Source organism: Streptomyces bottropensis ATCC 25435 (genome assembly GCF_000383595.1).
GTDB classification, from domain to species: Bacteria; Actinomycetota; Actinomycetes; order Streptomycetales; family Streptomycetaceae; genus Streptomyces; species Streptomyces bottropensis.
The window spans coordinates 521,424-546,277 of the sequence record NZ_KB911581.1 but is presented as its reverse complement, the minus strand read 5'-3'; the positions used below and the strand labels follow the sequence as shown (position 1 = coordinate 546,277).

Annotated in this window: 17 protein-coding genes and 1 pseudogene; 9 read left to right on the top strand and 9 right to left on the bottom strand. The window is 71.8% G+C overall.

Annotated features, from left to right (window positions below; genetic code table 11):
• Window positions 1-516: 516 nt before the first annotated feature.
• Window positions 517-604: pseudogene (locus STRBO_RS42660) on the bottom strand (IS5/IS1182 family transposase); the annotation flags it as partial.
• Window positions 605-742: 138 nt separating this feature from the next.
• Here STRBO_RS42660 and STRBO_RS45830 point away from each other — a divergent pair.
• From STRBO_RS45830 to STRBO_RS0102465, 3 genes are all read left to right on the top strand, one after another.
• On the top strand, window positions 743-1,747 hold the full coding sequence (locus STRBO_RS45830; protein WP_078531558.1) for an HNH endonuclease: 1,005 nt from the start codon (window positions 743-745) through the stop codon (window positions 1,745-1,747).
• Between the two features lie 167 nt (window positions 1,748-1,914).
• The gene (locus tag STRBO_RS0102470) at window positions 1,915-3,288 is read left to right on the top strand and encodes a YfbM family protein (protein ID WP_078531557.1); all 1,374 of its coding nucleotides are present in this window, start codon (window positions 1,915-1,917) and stop codon (window positions 3,286-3,288) included.
• Window positions 3,289-3,766: 478 nt separating this feature from the next.
• On the top strand, window positions 3,767-5,062 hold the full coding sequence (locus STRBO_RS0102465; protein ID WP_005483806.1) for a helix-turn-helix domain-containing protein: 1,296 nt from the start codon (window positions 3,767-3,769) through the stop codon (window positions 5,060-5,062).
• Between the two features lie 34 nt (window positions 5,063-5,096).
• Here the strand turns inward: STRBO_RS0102465 and STRBO_RS0102460 are convergent, their stop codons facing one another.
• Complete coding sequence (locus STRBO_RS0102460) at window positions 5,097-6,089, bottom strand: hypothetical protein (protein WP_005483805.1); 993 nt, start codon at window positions 6,087-6,089, stop codon at window positions 5,097-5,099.
• 737 nt (window positions 6,090-6,826) lie between these two features.
• Here STRBO_RS0102460 and STRBO_RS0102455 point away from each other — a divergent pair.
• The gene (locus STRBO_RS0102455; protein WP_020113722.1) at window positions 6,827-11,032 is read left to right on the top strand and encodes a WD40 repeat domain-containing protein; all 4,206 of its coding nucleotides are present in this window, start codon (window positions 6,827-6,829) and stop codon (window positions 11,030-11,032) included.
• 207 nt (window positions 11,033-11,239) lie between these two features.
• Here STRBO_RS0102455 and STRBO_RS0102450 read toward each other — a convergent pair whose 3' ends face one another.
• Together STRBO_RS0102450 and STRBO_RS0102445 are read right to left on the bottom strand one after the other, a co-directional pair.
• On the bottom strand, window positions 11,240-11,956 hold the full coding sequence (locus tag STRBO_RS0102450) for a TIGR03943 family putative permease subunit (protein WP_005483802.1): 717 nt from the start codon (window positions 11,954-11,956) through the stop codon (window positions 11,240-11,242).
• On the bottom strand, window positions 11,953-12,942 hold the full coding sequence (locus STRBO_RS0102445; protein ID WP_005483801.1) for a permease: 990 nt from the start codon (window positions 12,940-12,942) through the stop codon (window positions 11,953-11,955). The genes STRBO_RS0102450 and STRBO_RS0102445 overlap by 4 nt, the downstream gene beginning before the upstream one ends.
• Before the next feature lie 204 nt (window positions 12,943-13,146).
• Here STRBO_RS0102445 and rpmF point away from each other — a divergent pair, with 204 nt between their 5' ends.
• A complete protein-coding gene (rpmF, locus tag STRBO_RS0102440; RefSeq protein ID WP_020113721.1) occupies window positions 13,147-13,317 on the top strand; it encodes a 50S ribosomal protein L32 in 171 nt (56 codons plus the stop codon).
• Between the two features lie 148 nt (window positions 13,318-13,465).
• On the opposite strand, the gene STRBO_RS0102435 is transcribed toward rpmF, so the two are convergent.
• The gene (locus STRBO_RS0102435; RefSeq protein ID WP_005483799.1) at window positions 13,466-15,385 is read right to left on the bottom strand and encodes an NAD-binding protein; all 1,920 of its coding nucleotides are present in this window, start codon (window positions 15,383-15,385) and stop codon (window positions 13,466-13,468) included.
• A 380-nt stretch (window positions 15,386-15,765) separates the two neighbouring features.
• Between STRBO_RS0102435 and STRBO_RS0102430 the strand changes: the two genes are divergently transcribed.
• Both STRBO_RS0102430 and STRBO_RS0102425 read left to right on the top strand, forming a co-directional pair.
• Window positions 15,766-16,515 (top strand): hypothetical protein, encoded by a 750-nt coding sequence (locus STRBO_RS0102430; protein ID WP_020113720.1) that lies wholly within the window; start codon window positions 15,766-15,768, stop codon window positions 16,513-16,515.
• A gap of 284 nt (window positions 16,516-16,799) precedes the next feature.
• Window positions 16,800-17,456 carry a sigma-70 family RNA polymerase sigma factor gene (locus STRBO_RS0102425; RefSeq protein WP_005483796.1) on the top strand — a complete coding sequence of 219 codons (657 nt, stop codon included), beginning with the start codon at window positions 16,800-16,802 and terminating at the stop codon, window positions 17,454-17,456.
• Window positions 17,457-17,511: 55 nt separating this feature from the next.
• Here STRBO_RS0102425 and STRBO_RS0102420 read toward each other — a convergent pair whose 3' ends face one another.
• Window positions 17,512-19,341, bottom strand: coding sequence for a S9 family peptidase (locus tag STRBO_RS0102420; protein ID WP_028796425.1), 1,830 nt, complete (start codon window positions 19,339-19,341; stop codon window positions 17,512-17,514).
• A gap of 131 nt (window positions 19,342-19,472) precedes the next feature.
• Between STRBO_RS0102420 and STRBO_RS0102415 the strand changes: the two genes are divergently transcribed.
• Window positions 19,473-19,865: a nuclear transport factor 2 family protein gene (locus STRBO_RS0102415; protein ID WP_005483791.1), complete on the top strand. Its 393-nt coding sequence runs from the start codon at window positions 19,473-19,475 to the stop codon at window positions 19,863-19,865.
• 75 nt (window positions 19,866-19,940) lie between these two features.
• Window positions 19,941-20,768 (top strand): SURF1 family protein, encoded by an 828-nt coding sequence (locus STRBO_RS0102410; protein ID WP_020113718.1) that lies wholly within the window; start codon window positions 19,941-19,943, stop codon window positions 20,766-20,768.
• Between the two features lie 166 nt (window positions 20,769-20,934).
• Here the strand turns inward: STRBO_RS0102410 and STRBO_RS0102405 are convergent, their stop codons facing one another.
• The 3 genes from STRBO_RS0102405 to STRBO_RS0102395 form a co-directional block, all read right to left on the bottom strand.
• Window positions 20,935-21,951 (bottom strand): hypothetical protein, encoded by a 1,017-nt coding sequence (locus STRBO_RS0102405; RefSeq protein ID WP_005483789.1) that lies wholly within the window; start codon window positions 21,949-21,951, stop codon window positions 20,935-20,937.
• 683 nt (window positions 21,952-22,634) lie between these two features.
• Window positions 22,635-23,219, bottom strand: coding sequence for a SigE family RNA polymerase sigma factor (locus STRBO_RS0102400; RefSeq protein WP_005483787.1), 585 nt, complete (start codon window positions 23,217-23,219; stop codon window positions 22,635-22,637).
• A 543-nt stretch (window positions 23,220-23,762) separates the two neighbouring features.
• The gene (locus STRBO_RS0102395) at window positions 23,763-24,830 is read right to left on the bottom strand and encodes an aspartate-semialdehyde dehydrogenase (RefSeq protein WP_005483786.1); all 1,068 of its coding nucleotides are present in this window, start codon (window positions 24,828-24,830) and stop codon (window positions 23,763-23,765) included.
• Window positions 24,831-24,854 lie beyond the last annotated feature (24 nt).

Genomic DNA, 24,854 nt, shown 5'->3' with positions numbered 1-24,854 from the left:
CCAGACCGAGCGGGGAACAGCAGATAGCCACGGTGAAAGCCGCCGAGCCCGACGAGAGCGCAGCTTGACCGTTCGCTCTGGTCAGAGCCCCCGCCAGCCCCAAGTGGTCGCAGGTTCCCAAGCTGAGGGCTCAAGCACCGTCGTTACGGGACGGCCGTCGCGGCTTGCTCTGGTCGACGGCAGCGGCAGCGTGGCGGAGGCCTGTGGGGGTGCAGCGAGGCACACGCGCGCCTGGTCGGCCGACGCGCCCACCGTCGTGGCTGGCTGTCGTCGGCTGAGGTCCGTGCCACTGCCGTGCCAGATGCAGCGGTCAGCCACGGTCAACAAGAGTGTCTGACAGTCGAGTTGCCGGACATCTCACCAGGCACCGAAGCCCCAGGTCACCGGCCCAACGCACCAGCCGCTCTCCTAAAGCGGTTGTCCAGCGCGCTCACGGGAATGGACGCGTCCGGACATCCTATAAGGGCTGTCCCGTAATTGATCTCTGGTATGCCCGGTGGCCTGCTGGTTTCTGCGTCATCCGGCAAGGACGAGGTTGTGCAGGCGGGCGATGCCGAGCATGGCGTGGTGGACGCCGTCGCCCTTCGGGTCGGCAGTCGCGAAGGAATCCGGCTCCACTACTCGGAGTCACCTCGGCCCGGAGGGGCCGCTGACATCCTGTGAGGTGTGGATCGGGGCTCAGGGACAGTGAGATGATCACTCCGTTCTTCTTTCAATCGTCCTTCCTGCTTGTGGAGCACTCATGAGCCCGCGCCGCCGGTTTGTTCCGCCTCCCTCGTTGCTGACAGTTCACGAGATCCGCCGGCGTGATGTGGAACGGGCCAAGAGGGTTCTGGCATTGGTGGAAAAGAGGCTGAGGCGGGCCGAAGAGTCCGGGTCGCTTGGGAGGGAAAAGGAGAGGTTCCGTTGGTTGCTGAACGACGTAGAACTAGCTCGCGAGCAGTACCAGGCTGCGGTTGACCTACTCGCTTCCCTGGAGGGGAATGCGCAACCGATGTCATCCGACGCCGGTGACCAAAATGAGGACCACAGCCAGAGCGGCGCATCCATCGAGCCGGAAGCACGCCACGGTGCAGTCGGAGGTCCTGCGTGCGGAGCTGCCCAGGGGGGAGTGCTCCCGTCGCCGGAGGGAAAGAAGATTCCTCAGCCGGTTTCGGAGGAGCCGGTACAACACCAGAACCCGGAGGACTCTGTGGCTGCAGTGCCCGGACCCCGTGCGGTCGACGACGGGGTTGTTGGCGGAACACCCAGCGGTGCCGGCGGCACTGAGGTGCGCCCGCGACACCAGCGGAGCACGAATGAGACCCGGGTCCAGGACGCTGCCGGTCCGGCCACTGGTTCGGAGAGCAACGCTGACAGTCACCGCCGCTACCAGGAACTCGTAAGGTCCGTGGAGCGACTCGAATCCGGCACGTACGGGAACCGGGTTGAGCAAAACGTTCATCGTCCGGTTCGGCTGGCGGATGCCCGCAAGGCAGTGCTCTTGCGCAGCGGAGGCCGCTGCGAGAACCCCGATTGCGGAGGGCAGCCCGCCGATGTAACAGACAGTGGTCAGGCAATCTTGGAAGTGGACCACGTGGTTGAGATCGCTGCAGGGGGCCGTGACAATCCTGAACAGATGGTCGCGCTATGCCCGAACTGCCATGCAATGAAGACCCGGGGGCGGTCTCGAGAGTCGCTACGCTCGGTGCTCATGGAATTGGCTGCCCAGCGTCACGCCGAGTGGATGTACTCAAGGCGTGGCTAATAGCTGAACGGAAAATCCATCTTCGGGAGGGAAGCCAGTACTGAACTTGAACGCGTGATGCCAGATCACCCAGCTTGGGACAGCTCACCACTGCCGTTGCAGGTTCGGCGGGTGCTCCGTCCTCAGTTCTATCATCGGCTATGAGCATGATCGGGGAGTAGCCACGCCTGACCCCTGCCGAACTCGGTCGGGCGATTCGTGATCCGGACTGGGCCCTGGGGTTCATCGAGGAGCTGATCGAGGGCAGGTCGGACGAGAGCGCAAGGGCTGGCCAGCCGCGGTGCCTCGACATCGACAAGGCATGGGACACCCTTGGATTCCTGCTGCAGCGGCTTGAGTTCCCCGTTGACATCGTGCATGGCGAAGAGGAGATTCCGGGAGCCGAGGACTGGGGGTACGGGCTGCCCCAGTATCTCACCCCGGAGCAGGTCCGTGCAGCTGCGGCGGCTCTGGGCGGGCTGTCGAGCGACGTGCTGGTCCGGGATGTCACCGAGGTGGAGCTGGCCCAGGCCGACCTGTATCCGAACATCGCAGGCGAAGGCCTGCAGTGGCTCCAGTACGTCACACACCACTACGACGCTCTCGTGCCGTTCTTTCGAGCGGCAGCCGCCGCCGGCGACGCGATGGTCGTTTGGCTGGACGTCGCCGACGCACCCGCTGGCCGTTGCGGGGCCGTCTTGCGTTCCCCTAAGCACTCGACGACGACCGACGGTGACAGACTGTTCGCAACCGTCAACCCTGGCCTCGTTCCCGGCGACATACGGTGCGCCGAGAGGCTGGCCCTGAGGAGCGCTTCCGTGGTCGAAGGCATCGTTGGTTCCTTGATTGTTGCAGTGGTCCTCGGTGCAGGCGTGTACTTTCGGCGCTGGGTGAAACGCGGTGATCCACTGACTGTCACGGGAGAGGTTCTCGTCCCCAAGGCGTGGGAGATGGCTTTGCCGTCAGATGATGCCTTGCCGCAGCACGTGCCTCAGGACAAGCGCACTTACATGCCCATGTACTGGCTGCTGCGCCAACGGGGCGCCGCTGACTTCAAAGCGACGACCGCCAAACTATTGGTAGAGAACCAGACAGAGCAACCACTAACGATCACCAACATCAAAGTCCACAAACAACAGATAGGCGAGCCCTTCTGTGCTACATGGGTCAGATATCCGCCTGCGGGCGCAGCGGGAGCTATCGTCTTGGACTTCCTTCTTGACGAATCCATTCCCGAAGCTTGGGAAGCCGCCTACGAGGATTCGATCAGTCGCCTGACACGCACCGGCAATCGCCCATACTTCGATGACAACGTCATCACGCTCTCCCCTGGGGAGTCACAGTCTCTGCTGATCACTGGCCGAGCGGAGAGTGTGCGGTGCTCATGGTGGTTGCAGATCGAGGTCGTCCAGGCGGGACAACGGCGTGTAGTCGATGTCGTGCCGGAAGGTGGCGCGTTGCTCACTTCTGGTACTCCCACTGGAGGGTTCGAACGCCAGTTGGAGTGGAGCTGGTACGAAGGAGCAGATGCGAGCTTCGTTCCACCACCATGGCTGACATGAACCTCGCTGCGCTGCGGTACAGCCGAAAATCGTCTGAGTGTCTAACTGCGTGACAACGCCGACGAACACCGGCGGACGAGCGCGAACGTCGGCGGACCATCAGCGCACGTAGGGAGCACTCCTGCCCATGGCCGAGCGCCCGCCCAAGTTGCTTCGGGACGAAGAGGTCGTGGGTTCAAATCCCGCCACCCCGACAGTTGGATTGCAGATCAGAGGGCCTTTACCGGATCGGTAAGGGCCCTCTGGCGTTGCCGAGAGGTGTGGAGAGGCGAGTCGTCGGCGCCGTTCGAAGCGCTTGGTGAGACCTGGGGTCAGCAGTCACCTCAGGTGGGGTTGCCTGGCCGTGATCAAGGTCACGCCTTGCAACGCTGGAACCGTCCCGGGCGTATGGACGTGCAGACAGGGGGAAGCGCGTGGGTGCCGTGCCCCATCGGGACGGGCCCGCAGGGGCCGACGAGCGGATACGAGTACGGATTACATGGATTCGATCCACGACGACGTAGCGGAGTTCGCGATGCTCCTGACGCGTCTGAAGGAGCGCACCGACCGCAGCTACGCGGCGCTGGCCCGCCCCTTGGGCATGCACGCCTCCACCTTGCACCGCTACTGCGCCGGAGAGGCGGTCCCGCAGGACTTCGCCGGCATCGAGCGGTTCGCCGCGCTCTGCGGTGCCTCCCCCGCGGAACGCATGGAGCTGTACCGCCTGTGGATCCTGGCCGCCGCCCCGCGGCAACGGTCCCGCTCGTCCTCTGGCCGGCAGGCAACAGCGCCCCACGCCACCACGAGCGCGGCGGCCTCGGTCCCGCCTGTGGACGATGTCACCGCATCGGCCGTTCCTGCGAGCGGCAGCGGGTCGGCCGCGGAGGCTCCCGAGCCGATCTCACCGGCCGGCCAGCGCCCCGGGCCGGCCTCAGCGCCAGGGCCTCGGCTCCACGGCGGGCGCCCTGGACAGCGGGCCTGGCGGTCGATGACGCTGGCGGCCTCGCTCGTCTCCGCCCTCCTCGGTCTCACCACCTCCGCCGACGGGCCCCCCTCCGCCTCGGCCGGGCACCAGGGCAACCGCGAGCCGAACCGCGCGAGCGCCGGCGCGGCCCCGCGGGTGGCCCCTCTCACCTGGACGGCCGACTCGCACACGCGCGGACTCAACGGGTGCGGCGAGGACTATGTCCTCGCCAAGCCTCCGCAACAGGTCCCGCCGCCCCCGCACCCGGAGGACCTCGCGGCGTGGGCCACCTCCCAGCGGGCGGTGCACGGTGGCCCCACGACCGTGCGGATCACGGTGCAGGGACGGGGCTCCGCCGCCGTCGTACTGGAAGCCCTGTACGTGCGCGTGGTCAGCCGCGCCGCCCCCGCCCCCGCCGCCGGCCACGGCAGCCTCTACTCCTTGAGCGAGGGCTGCGGGGCCGCCCTCATCCCCCGCTTCTTCGACGTGGACCTCGACGCGCAGCAGCCTCGGGCCCGTTCGATGCCCGGCGACGACGGGGCGGGAAAAGCGATCCCCGCGATCGACTTCCCGTACCGAGTGTCCTTGCAGGAGCCCGAGGTCCTCGTGGTCTCCGCGCTGAACGAGTCCTGCGACTGTGACTGGTACCTCAACCTCGCCTGGTCCTCACAGGGCCGCACCGGCACGGTCCGCATCGACGACGGCGGGCGGCCCTTCCGCACCACCGGTACCAAGGGGCTGCCGGGCTACCGGTACGACCGCGTCTCCCACCAACCCGGTCGCTGGGTCCCGATCCCCGCCGCCAACCTGGCGGCGGAGAGCGGCGGCTGACGCCTCGACGAACCCTCGCTGAGCCGATGCGTCGTCAGTGGGCCTTCGTGGTGCGGATGTCGGTGATGCCGTTGAACGCGTCCGCCTTCAGGGCGAGGCGGGTGGTCGTCGTCGGCGACTCCCCACCGCCGAAGCTGTGGGTGACGGCGATCTCACGGCTTTCGCCGTCCCCGGTCACCGTCCAGTCCACCGGCACGTTCCGGGCACGGAGCACACCGTCCATCTTGTGCTTCTTCTCCCAGGCCGTCACCTTCTTGGCAAGGGTGGGCGTCAGGTAGTGGGCGCGCAGCGCCTTCGCCAGTGCCTTGTCCGGGCGCGGGTAGGCCTCCTTCGCGTCGACGTACGCGCCGTAGAAGTCGGCGACCTGGGTCACCGAGTCACCCGTCCTGCCACTGACCGACCGCACCGCGGCGGACGCCTTCTCGGGGGCGGTGCTCGTGGTGCGGATGCTCTTGATGCCGTCGATCAGATCCTGCTCCACGACGAACCGGGTCTTCGTCGTCGGCGATTCCCCGGCGCCACCGAAGGTCAGGGTGACGACGACCTCCAGGCCCTTGCGGCCCTCGCTCACCTTCCACCGCGTCGGGACGTTCTTGGCACGCAGGAGCCCGTCCACCTTGTGCTTCTTCTCCCAGGCCGTCAGCTTCCTGGCGAACGCGGGCGTCAGGTAGTGGGCGCGCAGCGCCTTCGCCAGTGCCTTGTCCGGGCCCCGGGGGGCGTCCTTGGCGTCGATGTACGCGCCGTAGAAGTCGGCGACCTCGGTCACCGTGTCGCCGTTGAAGCCAGTGATCGACCGCACCGGGGCGGACGCCATCGCGGATGCCTTGGCGGAGGTGGAGGCGGAGACGGGGGCGGGGGCGGGAGCCTGCGCCACCGCCTGCGTCGAGACACCGAGCCCGAGGGCGAGGACGAGCCCAGTGGCGACGGCCGTACGGCGGCCCGGACGATGGCGTGCGTAGCTGTTCCCGCTGCTCCCGCTGCCCCTGCTGTTCCCGCTGTTCCCGCTGTCCCCGCTGTTCCTGCTCATGTCGTGTCTTCCTTCTCATCGTGGTCCGTATGAGTCGCTCCCGGTCGCGCCGGCTCTCCCGCCCCACCAGGGCACACGGATGCCCGGTACACAGGCACAGGGCGGGAGTCGTCACCAGGCGCCGCCGGGGTCCTCGATCACCCCGGCCGGTGCGACACCCATAGCTTCGAAGACAGCGGGGACCCACCGCAATCACCGTCGCCCAACCGCGACGACGCAACCGTCCCACCCAGCCTGAGCTGGGCGAACAGGCGCTGTCTGAGACGCCGTTCTGGGATGCGGAGACGGTCTCGTGGCGTCCCGGCCGGGCGGAGAGGCCGTGCGTTCACAGCGCGGGGATCCCGGAACACCGGCAGTCGGCCGGGCAGAAGGTGCGGAGAGGACCTGACCGGACGCGGCAGGAAGCGCTTCGTCCGGCACCGGTCCCTCCCCTCGTGGGGACCGGTGCCGGACGGCGCGGGGGTCGATCCGGGTCGAGGACGCGGATCGAGTCGGGGTGGAGCGGGGGCGTCGACGGGGCCGGCCGGGGGTGTGCGGCATGATGGGGCGTCTTTGCGGGTGCTATGCCGGGGGCCGTGTGCGCGGTGTCGCCGCTCGGTCTTGATCCTGCCATTCGGGGTCGTCGGGGAGGAGGGGCCTGGGAGGCTGGCTTCAACATTTTCGCAGGTCAGGTGCGTAAGGTGAGTTTTCCGGTCCGGATGTCCCAGCGATGTCGCAGTACCGGGGGAAGGTAGGGGGTGGATGCCTTGAGTCGTGGCTCGGGGGCACGCACGGCCTTCGCGGAACGTCTCGCGCTGCTGTACAGGGAAGCGGGCAACCCTCCCCTCAAGAGTGTTTCCGAGTCGGTCGTCCGGCTGCAGCGGGTCGACGAACGCGGGCGGCCCGTGCGGGTGTCCGCCCAGCGGATCAGTGACTGGCGGCGGGCCAGGAACGTGCCCGCGCAGTTCGCCGCCCTCGCCGCCGTGCTGCACGTCCTGATCCCCGAGGCCCGGCGCGCGCGGACCGTCCCGGTGTCCAAGGGGCTGTACGACATGGCCCAGTGGCAGCGGCTGTGGGAGCGGGCCCTGGCCGATCCCGTCGGCGAGCGTCCGGCCGGTGCGGGCGCCGCGTCCGCCGCAGCCGGGGCCGGGCCCGTGGACGAGCTGCCTCCCGGCGGTGTCTGCCCCTACCGGGGGCTGGCCTCGTACCGGCAGCAGGACGCCCGTTGGTTCTTCGGGCGGGAGCGGAGCACCGACGCGCTCATGGAGCGGCTGCGGGCGGCGGGGCGTACCGGTGGGCTGGTCGTGCTCGTGGGGGCCTCGGGCGCCGGGAAGTCCTCCCTGCTGCATGCCGGGCTCGTGCCCGCGGTGCGCGGCGGCGCCCTGGACGATGCCGACGGAACTGTGAGTGAGGTGCTCCGGCTCGTGCCGGGCGCCGATCCGGTCGGGGAGTTGATCCGTCGGATACCGGAGCTGGGGCAGGTGGTGTCCGCCGCGTACGAGCCCGGTACGGGGATGTTCGCCGACGCGGTGCGGGCGGCTGTCGGGGCGCGGGCGTCGGCGCGGGCGTCGGCGGCGCGGGGGCGGGGAGCGTCCGGCATCGGCGGTGAGGGCTCCTCCCCGGCCGGCACACCCGCTCCCACCCGGCTGGTTCTGATCGTCGATCAGTTCGAAGAAGCCTTCACCCTGTCCGCCGACGAAGCGGATCGGCGGATGTTCGTCCAACTGCTCGCTGCCGCGTGCACGCCCGGGGAGGCGGGCGGGGCAGCGGGCGGGGCGGCGCCCGCGGTCGTGGTGCTCGGGGTGCGCGCGGACTTCTACGAGCAGTGTCTCGGGCATCCGGAGCTGGCGGACGCGTTGCAGCACCGGCACATGGTGCTGGGGCCGTTGACGGCGGCGGAGCTGCGGGAGGCGGTGACGGGGCCGGCCAAGGCCGTGGGGCTGGAGCTCGAACCGGGGCTCGCGGAGCTGATCGTGCGGGAGGTGAGCGCGGACGGGCCGCGTGGGGCGCACGACGCCGGCGTACTGCCCCTGCTGTCGCACGCCCTGCTCGTCACATGGCAGCGGCGGAAGGCGGGGCGGCTGACGCTGGCCGGGTACCGGGCCGCCGGCGGTATCCAGGGCGCCGTCGCGGCGACCGCCGAGCGGGCCTGGGCCGGGCTGGACCCGGCCGCCCGTACGGCCGCGCGGCTGCTGTTGCTACGGCTGGTCCGGCTGAATGAGGACACGCAGGCAACGCGGCGCCGGGGCACGCGACGGCAGCTCGCGGACGGGGCGGCGGACCCGGTGAAGACGGAGGAGTCGCTGGAGGCCATGGTCCGCGCCCGGCTGCTGACCCTCGACGCCGAGACGGTGGAGATCACCCACGAGGCGCTGCTGCACGCCTGGCCCCGCTTGCGGGGGTGGATCGACGAGGGGCGCAACGACCATCTGCTGCGCCAGCGGCTGGAGGAGGACGGCCGGGCCTGGGAGGACTCCGAGCGCGACTCCGCTCTGCTCTACCGGGGCTCGCGGCTCGAACAGGCGCACACCTGGGCCAAGTCCACCGAAGCCGGGGCGACCGGGGGCGCTGAAGGCTCCGGAGGTGCCGCAGGCTCCGGAGGTGCCGCAGGCTCCGGAGGTGCCGCAGGCTCCGGAGGTGCCGCAGGCTCCGGGGACGCCGGGGACGCCGGTGGCACCTACCTGACCCGGAGCGCGGTGGAGTTCCTGGCCGCCTCGGTACGGCTGCGCCGGCGCACGGTCCGGATCAGGCGGGGTGCCGTGGCCGCGCTGGTGGCGTTCGCGCTGGTGGCCGTCGGCTCGGCGGTGGTCGCGTGGCAGCAGCGCAACGACGCCGTGTTCGAACAAGTGGTCGCCCAGGCGGATCGCGTCCAGTACTCGGACCCCTCGCTCTCCGCCCAGCTCGACCTGGTGGCGCACACACTACGGACCGACGACGAGGGCACCGACAGCCGACTGGTCTCGATCGTCAACGCGCCCCTGGCCACCCCGCTCCTCGGCCACGACGGCGCCGTCTACCTCACCTCGTTCAGCCCCGACGGGAGACTCCTGGCGACCGCCAGCTACGACCGGACCGTACGGCTCTGGGACGTGGCGGACGCGTCCCGGCCCAAGGCCCTCGGCAAGCCCCTCACCGGGCACGGCAGCTGGGTGAGCAGCGCGGTCTTCGCGCCGGACGGCCGTACGCTCGCCAGCGCCGGCGACGACGGCACCATCCGGCTGTGGGACGTCTCCGATGCCCGCGCTCCCCGAAAACCGGGTGCCCCTCTGACCGGGCACGACGGCACGATCTTCCTGGTCGCGTTCAGCCCGGACGGCAGAACGCTGGCGTCCGTCGGCGAGGACGAGACCGTACGGCTGTGGGACGTGAGCGATCCGGCGCGCGCGAGGGCGCTCGGCGCGCCGCTCACCGGGCACAGCGCTCCCGTGCGCGCCGTGGCGTTCGGTCCGGACGGGAAAACGCTGGCGACCGGGGGCGACGACAACACGATCCGGCTCTGGGACGTCGCCGATCCGCGTGCGCCCGCGGCCTTCGGCCGGGTGCTCCGGGGCCATACGGGTCTGGTGCACTCGCTGGCCTTCGGGCCCGACGGGCGGACGCTGGCCAGTGGCAGCTCGGACAACACGGTCCGGCTCTGGGACGTGGCCGCCCCCCGGCGGGCGAGCGCGCTCGGCGCGCCCCTCACCGGGCACACCGGCCCCATCTGGTCCGTGGCCTTCAGTCCCGACGGCCGGCTCCTCGCCGCCGCCAGCGCGGACAGCACGGCGAGCCTGTGGAACGTCGCCGACCAGGCGTATCCGTCGCAGGTCGGCGAGCCGCTCGCCGGGGCCAGCGGTGAGATGTTCGCCCTGGGGTTCAGCCCGGACGGCCGGACGCTCGCCACCGGGAGCGGCGACAGCAAGGTGCGGCTGTGGTCGGTGCCGACCTCGGACATGGTCGGACGGAACGGGGTCTTCCGGCCGGACGGGAAGGTGCTGGCCACCGCCGGGCGTGACGGCCGGATCCGGCTGTGGAACGTGGCGGAGCCCGCTCGGCCCGTGCTGCTGGGGAAGGCGTTCACCCTCAAGGACGGCGGCAACCGCTCCCTGACGTTCTCTCCCGACGGCCGTACGCTCTCGATCGTCGCCGGAAACCGGGCGCTGTATCTGTGGGACGTCGGCGACCCCGCCCACCCGGTCCTGCGCGGCTCGCCCCTCGCGCTGCGGATCCGGTACACCGACGCGCAGGCCTACAGCCCCGACGGGCGTGTCCTGGCCACCTCCTACGGCGACCACGACGTGCGGTTGTGGGACGTCCGCGACCCGTCCCGCGTCGTCCCGCTCGGCAAGCCCCTCACCGGCCACAAGGGGTACATCCTCGCCCTCGTCTTCAGCCCGGACGGCCGCAGCCTCGCCAGCGGCAGCGCGGACGGCACCATCCGGGTGTGGAACGTGGCCGACCCGGCCCGGTCCACCCGGCTCGACGGCCCCCTGACCGCCCACCGCGGCGCGGTCAGCGATCTCGTCTACAGGCCGGACGGCAGGACGCTGGCCAGTGGTGGCGGTGACGACAAGGTCAGGCTCTGGAACGTCTCCGACCCCCGCGCGGTGACACGACTGGGCCCCCCGCTCATCGGTCACACCGAGGCGATCGTGTCGCTGACCTTCAGCCCGGACGGGCGGACCCTGGCCAGCGGCGGCAACGACAGCACCGTCCGCCTCTGGGATGTCACCGACCCCGCCGACGCCTCCCCCATCGGCCGGTCGATGAGCCCCAACGCCAGAACCGGCCACTTCCTCTCCTTCAGCCCCGACCGTCACATGCTCGGAGTGTCCAGCGGCGCCGACACCGTGCGGCTGTGGAATCTGGACGTGGACGCCGCCGTACGGCACATCTGCTCGACGACACGGGGGGTGCTGACGCGGGAGAAGTGGGAGGAGTATCTGCCACGGTTGGCGTACGCACCGCCGTGCGGGGGTGGCTGACCACCCGTGCGGGCGGCGCGCTCGCGACGCCTAACGAACGTTTGGCCAGGCACGCGGCCCACGTGATACCGATCACAACTCGTCAACCCAGTCGAGCAGTCTGCTCCCGTCCGACGAGCAGCCTTGTTAGCCTTGGCCATAGCCCGGTCGCTGGTGCATCCCCCGTCGCCAGCGACCGGGCCCTTTCATGCCCGCGTGCCGCCGACGTCAGCCGTTCCATGCCTCGTCGTACGGGTCCTGGGGTGCCTCGACCGGCCGGGTGGCCGTGACGGTGAGGTACGGGACGGCGGTGCCGTTGAGGGGGTCCCTGGTCCGCTTCGGCGTGTAGGTGCCGGTGACCTCGACCCAGGTGTCGGGCTGGAGGACGGCCGGGAGTTCGCCGGTGAGGGCGATCTTGACCGGCTGGGCGTCGGCGGCGCAGCAGTTGAGGGCCATGCGGACGAGATACGGGTGACCGGAGCCGTCGAGCGCGAGGAACCCGGCGATCTTGAGCGTGCGGCCGGAGAGGGCGCGGCCCTTGTCGTAGACCGCGCGGCCGGCGTAGTCGGCGACGCTCAGCCGGAGGGGGCCGTCGGCGGGGAGGGCGGAGTAGCCCCAGGGCTGCTGCTGGAGTGCGGCGCCGGTGCGCATCGCGGTGTAGGACCCGGCGGCGGGCGGGGCCACCAGGACGAGGGCGAGGAGCGGCAGGACCAGCAGCCAGGACACCCGGGGTTCGTGAGGGGTGTGCTGCTCGTCGCCCTGGCGCCGGGCTCGGCGTTCGTACAGGACCGTGGCGACGGCGGCGGCTATGAGGACGACGCCGGCGCCGATGAGGAGGGGGCGCAGGCCGGCCTTGACGTAGCGGAGGTAGAGGTCGGTGAAGCCCGCGTGGAGGAGGGCGCCGCCGGTGAGGAAGAGGATGACGGTCTGGGCCTGACGGTTCACAGGAGCACCGCCCCGACGAGGGCCGACACCAGGATCGCGAGGGCGAAGGTGGCGGGGGCGAAGCGGAGCGCGAAGGCGCGGCCGAAGGTGGCGGTCTGCATGGCGAAGAGTTTCAGGTCGATCATCGGGCCGACGACCAGGAAGGCCAGCCGGGAGGTCAGGGAGAACTGGGTCAGCGAGGCCGCCACGAACGCGTCCGCCTCGGAGCAGATGGAGAGCAGGACGGCCAGTACCGCCAGGGCGAGGATCGCGACGACCGGGTTGTCGGCGGCGGCGTTCAGCCAGCTCGCCGGGACGACCGCCTTGAGGGTGGCCGCCGCCATCGCGCCGACGACCAGGAAACCGCCGGCGTGCATCACGTCGTGCCGCACCGAGCCCCAGAAGGCGGCGCCCTTGCTCTGGCCCTCGTAGGACGGCCGCTCGGGCGGGCGCATCCACTCGCCGCGGCCCAGCCTTTGCCACAGCCAGCCCATGGTGCAGGCCACCAGCAGACTCGCCACGAACCTGGCCGGCACCATCTCGGGGTTGCCCGGGAAGGCCACGGCGGTCGCGGTCAGCACGATCGGGTTGATCGCGGGGGCGGAGAGGAGGAAGGCGAGCGCGGCCGCGGGTGTCACGCCCCGGCGCACGAGGGCGCCCGCCACCGGCACGGAGGCGCACTCGCACCCCGGCAGGACGACACCGGCCATGCCCGCCGCCGGTACCGCCAGCGCGGGCCGTTTCGGCAGCGCGCGGGCGAAGAACGAGGCCGGCACGAACACCGCGATGGCCGCCGAGATCAGCACTCCGACGACCAGGAACGGCAGGGCCTGCACGACCACCGCCACGAAGACCGTCATCCAGCTCTGTGTCACGGGCGCGGACAGCAGACCACGCAGAGGGCGCTGCGCCACGACCGCCAGGACCAGCAGCATGGTGAGGACGAGCGGCGGGTCGAGATGCCGACCGCGCTGGGGGGCTTGGGCTTCTTCCTTGGTGGTGGCCACGGGGGACGGTACCTCCGTAGGGGAACGGCTGGGCCGGGCGGGGCCGGTTCGGCCCGCTTCCTCCCATACGGCGCTCGCGGCGGGGTTGCTCACGGCCCTGGGCGCCGGGGGCCGTGGCGCGGACCACCAAGCCCTTTTAGTAATGGGATCCATTTTCATGTAGCGTCCGGTCCGTCACCTGTGAAGCCCGTGGAGGAGGACCCCATGGCCGTACCCAAGCGGAAGATGTCCCGCAGCAACACCCGTCACCGTCGCGCCCGGTGGAAGGCGAGCACGCCGCCGCTCGTGCCGTTCGCGGTCGACGGCGCCACCCACCTCGTACCGCAGCGACTGCTGAAGGCGTACGAGCGCGGGCTGCTGCACCCCGAGGCCTGAGGGCACGGCCACGGCCACGGCGTACGAACGGCTGCCCGTCGGTGTTCATCGGGACGGGGTCGCGGGGGGATGCGCACGGGGTCGTCTGCGGGTGAGCGGGGGTCGGTCGCGCCCCACCGGACCCGCACCCGAGCGACGGCCGGAGAACCTACGCCCCCACTCCCGCCCGCCTTCCCAGCAACTCCGCCAGCCCCCGCCGCGTCGCGGCCAGCACCACGCGGTCCTCGGCCCGGAGGACGTACGTGGGCGGGAGGTCCCAGACCAGGCCCGATCCGGCCGCGCCCGGCGTCCGTTCGGTGTCCGGCTCCCCGGGGGCGGCCGTGTCGAGGGCCAGTACGCGCCAGGCACCCGCCCGGAAGGCCTCCGCGACGGTCCGGCCCTCCAGGCGGGAGTGGCCGCGGACCTCGACGGCGGCGAAGAGGAGGACGCGGCGTTCCACGGGGATCGCGCCCAGGATCTGGCGGCCCATCATCGCTCCGGCGAAGGCGGGCGCGGCGAGGTGGGAGACGCTGCGGCTGCGGGTGAGGGCGCCCGGGTGGGCGGCGCGCAGGGTGCGGTAGACGGCGGTGGCGAAGTCGTCGTCGTAGAGGCGCAGGACGACCCGCAGGTCGGGGCGTACGGAACGGGCGTACAGGCCGGCTTCGAGGTTCGTCGTGTCGGAGCTGGTCACGGCGAGGAGGGCGTGCGCGCGGTGGATCTTGGCGGCCTCCAGGACGCCCTCCTGGGTCACGTCGCCGAGGATCACCGGCACCCGCAGGCGTCGGGCCTCCGCGAGCCCGCGCGCATCCGGGTCCTCCTCGACGCACACGACCGGGATGTGCAGTTCGCGCAGGCGGGCCAGGACGCGGGTGCCGATCTTGCCGAGGCCGAGGAGGACGACGTGCCCGGAGAGGCCGCGCGGCGGCTTGCGCAGGGCGGTGCCGCTGCGGAAGGTGCCGAGGGCCTCCAGGACGGCGGCCAGGAGCACGGGCAGCAGGAGTAAACCCATGAGGCCGGACAGGAGTTGCAGGATCTGGCGGGAGTCGCTCTGGTCGGTCGCCGGGTCGGCGATCCCGAAGAGGTCGAGAAGGGTCGCGTACGTCGCCTGGAGCGGATGCTCCCCGGTGATCACCATCTGCGCGACGGCGAGCGCGAAGACGCACCCGATCATGACCGCCAGAGACCACCGCAGCCGCCGTGAGAGCAGCGACCCGAAGGCCCCGAGCGGCCCACCGCCCGCCCGGCCGGGCGGCAGCGCGGGTCCCGCGTAGCGCACGGTGTCGAGAACGACGGTTCCGCGTCCCGTCGCCTCCGCCACCGCCCTCTCGTCGGGCAGGAGTTGGGGGCCTCGTGCCCCGCTGCCCTCGGAACCCTCGGCTCCGGCGGGGTCGTTGGTGGTGGCCGACAGAAGGGCGAGCGTGCAGAGGCCGCCCGGGCTCTGGCCGCCGCGGCCGGGCGGGCGTTCCACGGCCCGCAGCATCAGCCCGTCCGTCTGTACGACCTTGCTGGTCCCGGCGACGGCGGTCGCGGCCAGCGCGGGGGCGGCGGTGTCGGCGTCGGAGAGGACGGTCGTCGAGGCGCCGAACCCGTCGACCCCGTCGGCCTCGCCGCCGCCCGCCGCCAACGCCGAGGCCTGGTCGAGCAGTTCCTCGACGTACTGCCCCAGGCGACGGTTGTAGAGCCGCAGGACCAGCCGCAGGCGGGGGTTGAGGCGCCGGGCGGTGAGGGCCGCGCGGATGTTGGTCTCGTCGTCGTCGTAGACGAGCGCCAGCGCGGCGGCCCGCTCCACCCCGGCCTCGGCGAGCACGGCCTCGGTGGCCTCGCCCGCCTCCAGGACATGTTCGCCGCCGTCGCGGGCGCGGGCCTCGGCGGTGCGGTCGGCGGCCGTCGGATCGGCGGCGCCCGTGGCCCGGTTGACCGCCGCCGTCATCCGGTCGAGGAACGCGGCGGCGGTCCGGGCCCGCCCGACGACCGGCCGCTGCGCGATCCGCGCGGTGGGCGGCACGACGAGCGTCACCTGTTCCCCGTACACGGTCCGCAGTTCGGCGGCCAGCCGGTGGGCCAGCCCGTCGTCCCCGCAGACGACCATGTGCGCGCCGGAGCCGGCGGCCGTCCGGCCCCGCGCGCTCCCGCCCGGGGCGGGTTGCCGGCCCGCACCGGGCGGGCCCGACGGCGTGCCCGGGGCGGACGGCCTGCCCTGGCCTGGTAACGCACCCGGACCGGCCGTCGTCGCGGCCGGGCCGGTGGTCACCGCCGGGTCCGCCGGGTCGGCCGGACCTGCCTGTCCGCCCGGCCCGGTACGGCTGTTGTGCTGCGAAGGGGTCCCCACGACCAGAAGACTGCCCCATGCACACGACCGGTTCCTCAGTGATCCGGATCACAGTTGGCGGTGTGAGTGCGACGGCGGGTGGAAATCCGTACTCAAGAGGGACGGGGTGACGCGGTGTCCGGATGCGAGGATGGGGCGCCATGACCGCAGGGTGGGGTTCGCGCACGACACGCGCCGCGATGTTCGCGGCCGTCTGTGTGCTGCTCGCCGCCCTCGGCCACGTGCTGATGTCCGGCAGCCATGTCCCCTGGTGGGCGATGGTCGCCGGGGCGGTCCTGACCGGGGCCGTCGGCTGGTGCCTGGCCGGACGTGAGCGCGGACTCCCCCTGATCACGTCCGTCGTGGTCGCCGCCCAGACAGCCCTCCACTGGGGCTTCGAACGGGCACAGTCGTCCACCACGACGGCCGTCAGCGGCCGCACGGACGCGATGAGTTCGATGAGCGGGACGGGCTCCACGGGCTCGGCGGACCTCATGGACATGGGTTCCGCCCACCTCACTCACACGGTCCCCATGGATGCGGCCGGTCACCTGGGTCATGTGGACCACACCGGGTACCTCCTGGACGGCTCGTCCGCCTCCTCCTCGTCGCTCATGTCCTCGCTCGCGTCCCTGTACACGTCCTCGTCCGGCATGCTCGCCGCGCACCTGCTCGCGGCGCTGCTGTGCGGGCTGTGGCTGGCGTACGGCGAACGCGCGGCCTTCGGGCTGCTGCGGACCGTGGCCGGCTGGCTGGCCGCACCCCTGCGCCTGTCGCTCGCGCTGCCCCTCGCCGCGGAGCGGCCGCGCCCGCGGGTGCGCCGCGGGCGGGCGGACCGTTCGCCGCGCCGCCTTCTTCTCGTCCACGCGATCACCTCTCGGGGTCCGCCCGCCGGGACCGCTGTCATCTGACGACAGCCGGTGACCCGAGGCGGCCGACACACGGCTCACGCTTCGGGCTTCGGCCGTACGCCGCCGCCTCCGCGCGTGCCGTACGGGCCGCCCCCCTTCCTCACCGGACCGCCGGACGCGTGCTCACGTACGCGCACACACGCTCCCCGACACGTTCTCCCACACGCTCTCCGACCGTCACCCGCTCCTCTCGAACGGAACGGCTGCCTCGGCGAGGGCGTGTACGGCTGTCTCACCGTGTGCGCCCCCGTGTTCCTGCCCGTGCCGGTTGGTCCGGATCCCGGATGACCCGAGAAGGACACCAGGTGATCACCCTTACTCCCCTGCCCGCGTCGGTCCCGCAGGCCTCCCGGTCCACGACCGACGAGTCCATAACCGCCTGGGCGCTGGCCGCCCGTGGTGGGGACCCGGAGGCCGTCGAGCGGTTCGTGGGCGCGCTGCACCGTGACGTGCAGCGGTTCGTCGCCCACCTCTGCGCCGATCCCCAGGCGGTGGACGACCTCGCCCAGGACACCTTCCTGCGGGCGCTCGGCAGCCTGCACCGGTTCGAGGGGCGCTGCTCCGCCCGCACGTGGCTGCTGTCGATCGCCCGGCGGGCGGTGACCGACAGCTTCCGGCACGCGGCGGCCCGGCCCCGGCTGTCCGACGTACCGGACTGGCGACTCGCCGTCGAGCACGCCCAGCCGCGCGGACTGCCCGGCTTCGACGACGGCGTGGCGCTCACCGATCTGCTGGGCGCGCTGCCCGAGGAGCGGCGGGAGGCGTTCGTCCTCACCCAGATGCTGGGGCTGTCCTACGAGGACGCGGCCGACCTGACGGGGTGCCCCATCGGCACGGTGCGCTCACGGGTGTCCCGGGCCCGGGCCACGCTCGTGGCGTTGCTGGCGGCCGCGGAGGAGGTCCAGCAGGAGGGGAAGGAAACGGTGTTGGCGGCCGCGTGAGAGGCCCGTGCCCCCGCGCCCTTCGGGGGCGCGGGGGGCCGAGGTGCCGGGGCCGTCAGGTGCGCGCCCCCAAGTGGCGTTCGGCGAAGTCCAGTTCCAGGCGGATCTGTTTGATGCGCTCGTCGACGACCAGGGAGCCGTGGCCGGCGTCGTAGCGGTAGACCTCGTGGACGGCGCCCCGGCCAGCCAGCCGGTCGACGTAGTTGTCGATCTGGCGGATGGGGCAGCGGGGGTCGTTGACACCTGCGGAGATGTAGACGGGGGCCTTCACCGCGTCGACGTACGTCAGGGGTGACGAGGCCTCGAAGCGCTCGGGGACCTCCTCGGGCGTACCGCCCAGGAGGGTGCGGTCCATGGCCTTGAGCGCCTCCATCTCGTCGTGGTACGCGGTGACGTAGTCCGCGACGGGGACGGCGGCGATGCCGAGGGTCCAGGCGTCCGGTTCGGTGCCGAGGCCGAGGAGGGTGAGGTAACCGCCCCAGGAGCCGCCGGTGAGGACGAGCCGGTCCGGGTCGGCGAAACCGGAGGTCACCGCCCACTGGCGGACCGCCGCGACGTCCTCCAGCTCGATCAGGCCGACCCGGTGCTTGAGGGCGTCGGTCCAGGCGCGGCCGTAGCCGGTGGAGCCCCGGTAGTTGATACGGATGACCGCGTATCCGTGATCCAGCCAGGCGGCAGGTCCCGCCGCGAAGGCGTCGCTGTCGTGCCAGGTCGGACCGCCGTGGATGTCGAAGACGGTCGGATACGGGCCGTCGACCCCGGCCGGGCGCTGGACCAGGGCGTGGACGCGGCCGCCGGGTGTGTCCACCCAGACGTCCTCCACCGGCACCGAGCCGGGGGACTTCGGACCCGGCGGGTCGAGGACGACCTCGCCCGTGGTGGAGCGGACGACCGGCGGCTCGGCGGCGGAGGACCACAGGTACTCGACGCTGCCGTCGGGGCGGGCGGTGGCCCCGGAGACGGTGCCGCGCGGCGTGTCCACGCGCTCCAGGGCACGGGAGGCCAGGTCGTAGCGGAACAGTTCGCTGCGGGCCTCAAAGCTGTGGGCGACGAGCAGGGCGGAGCCGTCCGGATACCACTCGGCGCTCAGGTCGCCCTCCAGCCGCCCGGAGAGTCCGAGGTCGGTCTCCTCGCCCGAGGACACGTCCCAGACGAGGGGTTCCCAACGGCCGCCCCGCTGGTGGCCGATGAGCAGCCGGGTGTCACCGACCACGGGGGCGAAGCCCAGCACCTCCAGGCCCAGTTCGATCGTGCCGCCCTTGGTGTCGTCCAGCTCGGCGACCGTCCTGCCGTCCGGGCGGACCACGCGCAGCGCCGAGTGCATCGCGTCGCCGTGCTCGGTGTGCTCGATCGCGATCAGCGAGCCGTCGTGCGAGAGGTCTCCGACGCCGGCCGACTCGCGGTGGCGGTAGATCTCGACGGGGGCCTCGCCCTGCCGGGACAGATGGATCGTGGAACCGTCCTCGTCGGTGGAGCGGCCGACGATCGCCGTGCGGCCGTCGCGGCCGAGGGCCAGGCCCGCCGGGTACGACGGGTCCAGGCCCGGGGCGCCCTCCTCGTCCGGGCCGCCGTGGAACGGCTGACGGCGCCAGATGCCGAACTCGTCGCCGTCCTTGTCGTCGAACCACCAGATCCACTCGCCGTCGGGCGAGAGCACGCCGTCGGTCGTGCCGTTGGCCCGGTTCGTGACCTGGCGCTGCTCGCCGGTGGCGCGGTCCCACGCGTACAACTCGTACGTGCCCGTGGCGTTGGAGACGAACAGCGAGCGGTGCGGCGCGTCCTCCGCCCAGTCGGGCAGGGACACCCTCGGCGCCCGGAACCGCTTCTCCCAGTCGGGCATGGATCCGCTCTGCTGCTGCGGGGTGGCCCCGTTGCTCTCAGTCATGGCCCCATATTGCCCCGCCCGCACGACAACGTGCCGCCGAGGTCCCCAGCCTGTGGACAACTTCGCCCCGCGACCGCCTCGGGCGGGGTTCGGCCGGACCGATTGTCAGTGGTCGGGTGCAGACTCGCCCCATGACCTCAACGACCACAGACACCGGGCTGCGCCGGGCCGTCGAGCGCTTCTGGGCCGCCGCCGAGGGCCGGGACTGGGCCGCGTTCGCCGAGACGCTGGCCGAGGACGTCGTGTACGAGTTGCCGCAGACGCGCGAGCGGATACGCGGCAGGGAGCGGTACGTGCGGTTCAACCGGGAGTATCCGGGCGACTGGCACGCGAGGATCGAGCGGATCGTCGCGGAACCGGGGCAGGTCGTCAGCTGGACGCACGTCACGGTCGGGCTGGAGGAGATGTACGCGATCTCCTTCTTCACGGGGGACGGCGACGGCCGGATAGCGGCCGTCACCGACTTCTGGCCCGAGCCGTACGAGCCGCCGGCCGGGCGTGAGCACCTCGTCGAGCGGTACTGAGGCGGGTGACACCGCGGGCTGCGGGGGTCGACCCCGCGGCCCGGCGACCGGCGCGGGCACCGTACGGTGGAAGGCGTGTACCGGTTTCTGCTGACGCCCCGATGGTGGGGGATCAACGTCTTCGTGCTGCTCGCCATCCCCTTCTGCGTGTTCATGGGGTCGTGGCAGCTGAGCCGCTTCGAGGACCGGATGCAGGACCATCGCGCGGCCACCGAGCGGATCGACCCGGCGGACCGGGCCCCGGCACGCCCGCTGGCGGAACTGCTGCCGGTGGACAAGGAGACCTCGGGCGCACTGGCCACCGTCACCGGACGGTACGGCAAGCAGCTTCTCGTGCCGAACCGTGAACTGGACGGCCGGAACGGCTTCTACGTGCTGACGCTGCTGCGCACCGACGACGGCAAGGCGCTGCCCGTCGTACGGGGCTGGCTGCCCGGCGCCGCGAAGGCCGGCCGCGTCCCGGCCGCGCCCTCCGGCGAGGTCACCGTCACCGGTTCGCTGCAGGCGTCCGAGACCCCGGGGTCGAACGGCGTACCCGTCCAGGGCGGGCTCCCGGCCGGGCAGACCTCGGCGATCAGCGCGGCGGCGCTGGTGAACCTCGTGCCGGACGACCTGTACGACGCCTGGGTCACGCTCGACAAGGCCGACTCGGGCATGAAGGCCGTGCCCGCGACCGCCCCGCAGGACACCGGGCTCGACCTCAAGGCCTTCCAGAACCTCGGCTACACCGGCGAGTGGTTCGTCTTCGCCGGCTTCGTCGTCTTCATGTGGTTCCGGCTGGTCCGCCGCGAGGTCGAGTTCATCCGGGACGCGCAGCTGGGCCTCGTCGAGACGACCGGGGACGATCCGGACGAGGCCCGCGCGGACGAAGCCCTCGCGCGGGAAGCCGAACCGGCCAAGTAGGACCGGACAGGTAGGACCGGTCGTGCAAGACCTGTCGCGCAAGACCGGCGTACCGCTGGAACCGGCGTACCGACACGCGTCATCGGAGCACGGGACCGCCGCACAGCCGGACCCGGCGAGCACCGCGCGTTCGGCGGCGGTGCTCCCCGGTGGCCGTACGGTCAGGTCAGGCGCCCGCCAGCAGGCCCGTGTAGTAGAGCACGCCCGCGCAGGCGTTGCCGACGCCCGTCGTGAAGGTGGCGATGCCGCCCGCGGTGGTGTGCGAGACGACGACGCTGCCGTCGATGGTGCCGTCCTCGGTGAGGAGCTGCGTGGAGACGGAGTTGGTGCCGTCGGTGGTGGTCCCCGGGGTCGCCTCCCCCGTGGGCGTCGGGTCCGGTGTCGGATCCGGGCCACCGGTGCCGCCGCCGTCGGTCGTACCGCCACTGCTGGTGGGGCAGGGCTCCGAAGGCACCCAGGCGAACCGCACCTCGTACGCCGTGCCCGGCGCCAGCGTCAGCTGCGTCAGGGACAGCGACGGGTCGGGCAGTCCGGTTGCCGCGTCCCCGGCGACATGGGTCGCCACGGTGATCTTCGAGGAGTCGGCGGCTCCCTGCGGGGACGCTCCCACACTGCCCGAGCCGGTGACCGTGCAGCTCGTGCCGGAAACGTTGGACACGCGGAACGAGCCGTAGACGGCGCCGCTGGAGTCCGGTGCGCCCACGCTGCCGCCACCGCCGAGCTGGGCCGAGGTGCACAGGGAGGAGGCAGCGCTCGTGGGCGACGGCTGGGCGCCGCCCACGGTGCCGTTGCCTTCGCCCTTGCCCTTGTCGTCCTTGCCCTTGCCGCTGCCCTTGCCGGAGTCCTTGGAACCGCCGGAGGTGCCGCCCGAGGCATTCTGTCCGCCGGTCTGCCCCTTGGCGTCGCCGTCGCTCCCCTGCGTGTGGGAGCCGTTGCCGGTGATGGAGGTGTGGAGGTCGGAGCCGGGGGAGTTGGAGACGTGGATCAGGGCGGGGATCGCCGTGCCGATGAAGAGCGCGGCGGCCGCCATGCCGACGACGGCCTGCCGCTTGCGCGCCCGCCTCGCCGGTACCGCCCGCCGCAGATGTTCCAGCGTGCCGTCCCTGGGCTCGATCTCCGACACCGCCTGCTGCAGCAGATTGCGCAGCACCAGCTCGTCGTCCGGCTCGAATCCGCCGGTCACCTTCGGCCCCGGGCCGCCCGGCCCCGAGCCGCCGGAGCCAAGGCCGCCCAACCGCAGGGCGCTCAGGAGCGAGTCGTCGGCCCCCGGCTCGGCCGCGCGGGCGGAACCCTCGGCCGAGAGGTCCGCGCCCGAGTCCTTCGTACCCCCCGAAGTACTCCCTGAAGTAGTCCCTGGAGCACTTCCCGAACGGGAGCCGTCCGAAGGCTGGTCTTCCGAAGGCTGGTCTTCAGAAGGCTGGTCTTCAGAAAGCTGGTCTTCAGAAAGCCGGTCTTCAGAAAGCCGGTCATCCGCGGACTGGTCATCCGCGGCCCGACCCTCGGACCGCGCATCCTCATCCCGCGAGGCTCCGGCCGAGTCCACCACCGGCGGGTCGTCCGGAGTGCGGCCTTCGAGATGCCGGCCCTTGGGGTGGGGGCCTTGTTCTTCGGGGCCGTGATTCACAGTTCCGTTCCCAGCGTGCGATTGCGTTTCATCGTGCTCTTCGAGCCCGCGCCCCCCGACGCGCCCGTCCTGCCCACGCTCAGCGCGTGCTTCCCCGCGCTCTCGCGCGGGTGCTTCCCCGCGCTCCGCAGCGCGTTCGTCGTCGTCCCGGCGCCCCCACGAGGCGCGCCTGCGGGCGCCGAGTTCGTCCCGTCCGTCACGCCCGTCGCGCCTGTCGGGTCCGTCGCCCTTGCCGTGCGTGCTCATGCCGGCGCCTCCATGGCGACGCGCAGTGCCGCGATGCCCCGGGAGCCGTACGCCTTGACCGAGCCGAGCGATATGCCGAGGGTCTCGGCGACCTGGGCCTCGGTCATGTCGGCGAAGTAGCGCAGCACGAGGACCTCGCGCTGGCGGCGCTGCAGGCCCTTCATCGCCTTGATGAGGGAGTCACGCTCCAGCAGGTCGTACGCGCCCTCCTCCGCGCTCGCCATGTCGGGCATCGGCTTCGACAGCAGCTTCAGACCGAGGATGCGGCGGCGCAGGGCGGAGCGCGAGAGGTTCACGACCGTCTGGCGCAGATAGGCGAGCGTCTTCTCCGGCTCGCGGACACGCTTGCGCGCCGAGTGCACGCGGATGAAGGCCTCCTGGACCACGTCCTCGCAGGAGGCGGTGTCGTCGAGGAGGAGCGCCGCGAGCCCGAGAAGCGAGCGGTAGTGGGCGCGGTAGGTCTCGGTGAGATGGTCGACGGTCGTGCCGGAGGCCGGCATCGTCGACGTGTCGTCCGCGCCGTCGCGTTGGTTGGGTATGCGGGTCGGCCGCGCCGCGGGCATCGGCGCGATCACCGGCATGCCGCCGGCCGAACCGGGCAAGCGGGGACGGCGGGGTGGACGAAGGGCGGTGCCCCTCGTCTGTGCCGCGGTGAATTCGAGTACCTCTGCCACGCCAGTTGGACCCGCGACCCCCCGTCGGGGTTGTACGTGGCAGCCATCTCTTTTGCGTCAGATCGCACACGTGTCCGCGTGACCCATGCGCGGGCCGGTGCGACAGACGCGCCCGACGGCACGCTGCGCTCAGCTGCCGGTACGGCCCGCCGAACACCGGACAGCACGTCGAACGACCTCATGCGTACCAGCTCTTCCCCTAAGCCAGAATGTTGGCGCCCAGCCCCGCCGAAGGGCGCCCGTGAAAGACGCTCCCCGTCCGCCGCGCGGTTGCGGCGGACGGGGAGAAAAAATCCTCGATCACCGGGAGGCCTGAATCAACCCGGAAACCGACGACGGCACGGCCGGAAATTCTCCGTCCGCCGAACCGCCGACTCGAAGAACTTACACGCCACCGCCGACAAGGGCCCCCGGGCCCGGGGTGGAGGAGGTGGGGGCCGAGGGCCCGGGCTAGGCGCCCTTCGCCACCAGCTCCGCGATCTGCGCGGCGTTCAGGGCGGAGCCCTTGCGCAGGTTGTCGCCGCAGACGAACAGCTCCAGGGCCGTCGGGTCGTCCAGGGCCCGGCGTACGCGCCCGACCCAGGTCGGGTCGGTGCCGGTCACGTCCGCGGGGGTGGGGAACTCCCCCGCGCCCGGATCGTCGTAGAGGACGACCCCGGGGGCCGTGGCGAGGATCTCGCGGGCCTTGGCGACCGTGACCTCGTTCTCGAAGCGGGCGTGCAGGGTGAGGGAGTGCGTGGTGACGACCGGCACCCGGACGCAGGTCACGGCGACCGGCAGCTTCGGCAGGCCGAGGATCTTGCGGGACTCGTCCCGGACCTTCATCTCCTCCGAGGACCAGCCGTCCGCGCGCAGCGACCCGGCCCACGGCACCACGTTCAGCGCCACCGGCTCCGGGAACGGCCCGGTGTTGTCGCCCACCGCCCGGCGTACGTCACCGGGGGCGGTCCCCAGTTCCGTACCGGCGACCAGGGCGATCTGCTGCCGCAGGGTCTGCACTCCCGCCCGTCCCGCGCCGCTGACCGCCTGGTACGAGGAGGCCACCAGCTCGCGCAGCCCGAACTCGGCGTGCAGCGCGCCGAGCGCCACGATCATGGAGAGGGTCGTGCAGTTGGGGTTGGCGATGATCCCGCGCGGCCGGACGCGGGCGGCGTGCGCGTTGACCTCGGGGACGACCAGGGGCACCTCCGGGTCCATCCGGAAGGCGCCCGAGTTGTCCACCACGACCGCGCCCTTGGCGGCGGCGATCGGCGCCCAGTGCGCCGCGACCTCGTCGGGTACGTCGAACAGGGCGACGTCGACCCCGTCGAAAACCTCTTCCGACAGCGCCACCACCTCGACCTGCTCCCCGCGCACGGCCAGCTTGCGGCCGGCCGAGCGCGGGGAGGCGATCAGACGGATCTCGCCCCAGATGTCGGCCCGGTGGGAAAGGATCTGGAGCATGACGGTGCCGACGGCACCGGTCGCGCCCACGACCGCCAGCGTCGGCCTGCCGGCGCGCCCGGCATCGACAGCCATCAACGACCGCCGCCTCCGTGGGTG

Bases quoted from the DNA above. Each gene is read 5' to 3' on its own strand.
- STRBO_RS0102395 (WP_005483786.1), bottom strand. From the start codon at position 24,830: ATGGCTGTCGATGCCGGGCGCGCCGGCAGGCCGACGCTGGCGGTCGTG.
- STRBO_RS0102435 (WP_005483799.1), bottom strand. From the start codon at position 15,385: ATGGTCGTCTGCGGGGACGACGGGCTGGCCCACCGGCTGGCCGCCGAA.
- STRBO_RS0102430 (WP_020113720.1), top strand. From the start codon at position 15,766: ATGACCGCAGGGTGGGGTTCGCGCACGACACGCGCCGCGATGTTCGCG.
- rpmF (WP_020113721.1), top strand. From the start codon at position 13,147: ATGGCCGTACCCAAGCGGAAGATGTCCCGCAGCAACACCCGTCACCGT.
- STRBO_RS0102425 (WP_005483796.1), top strand. From the start codon at position 16,800: ATGACCCGAGAAGGACACCAGGTGATCACCCTTACTCCCCTGCCCGCG.
- STRBO_RS0102400 (WP_005483787.1), bottom strand. From the start codon at position 23,219: ATGCCGGTGATCGCGCCGATGCCCGCGGCGCGGCCGACCCGCATACCC.
- STRBO_RS0102465 (WP_005483806.1), top strand. From the start codon at position 3,767: ATGGATTCGATCCACGACGACGTAGCGGAGTTCGCGATGCTCCTGACG.
- STRBO_RS0102460 (WP_005483805.1), bottom strand. From the start codon at position 6,089: ATGAGCAGGAACAGCGGGGACAGCGGGAACAGCGGGAACAGCAGGGGC.
- STRBO_RS0102420 (WP_028796425.1), bottom strand. From the start codon at position 19,341: ATGACTGAGAGCAACGGGGCCACCCCGCAGCAGCAGAGCGGATCCATG.
- STRBO_RS0102415 (WP_005483791.1), top strand. From the start codon at position 19,473: ATGACCTCAACGACCACAGACACCGGGCTGCGCCGGGCCGTCGAGCGC.
- STRBO_RS45830 (WP_078531558.1), top strand. From the start codon at position 743: ATGAGCCCGCGCCGCCGGTTTGTTCCGCCTCCCTCGTTGCTGACAGTT.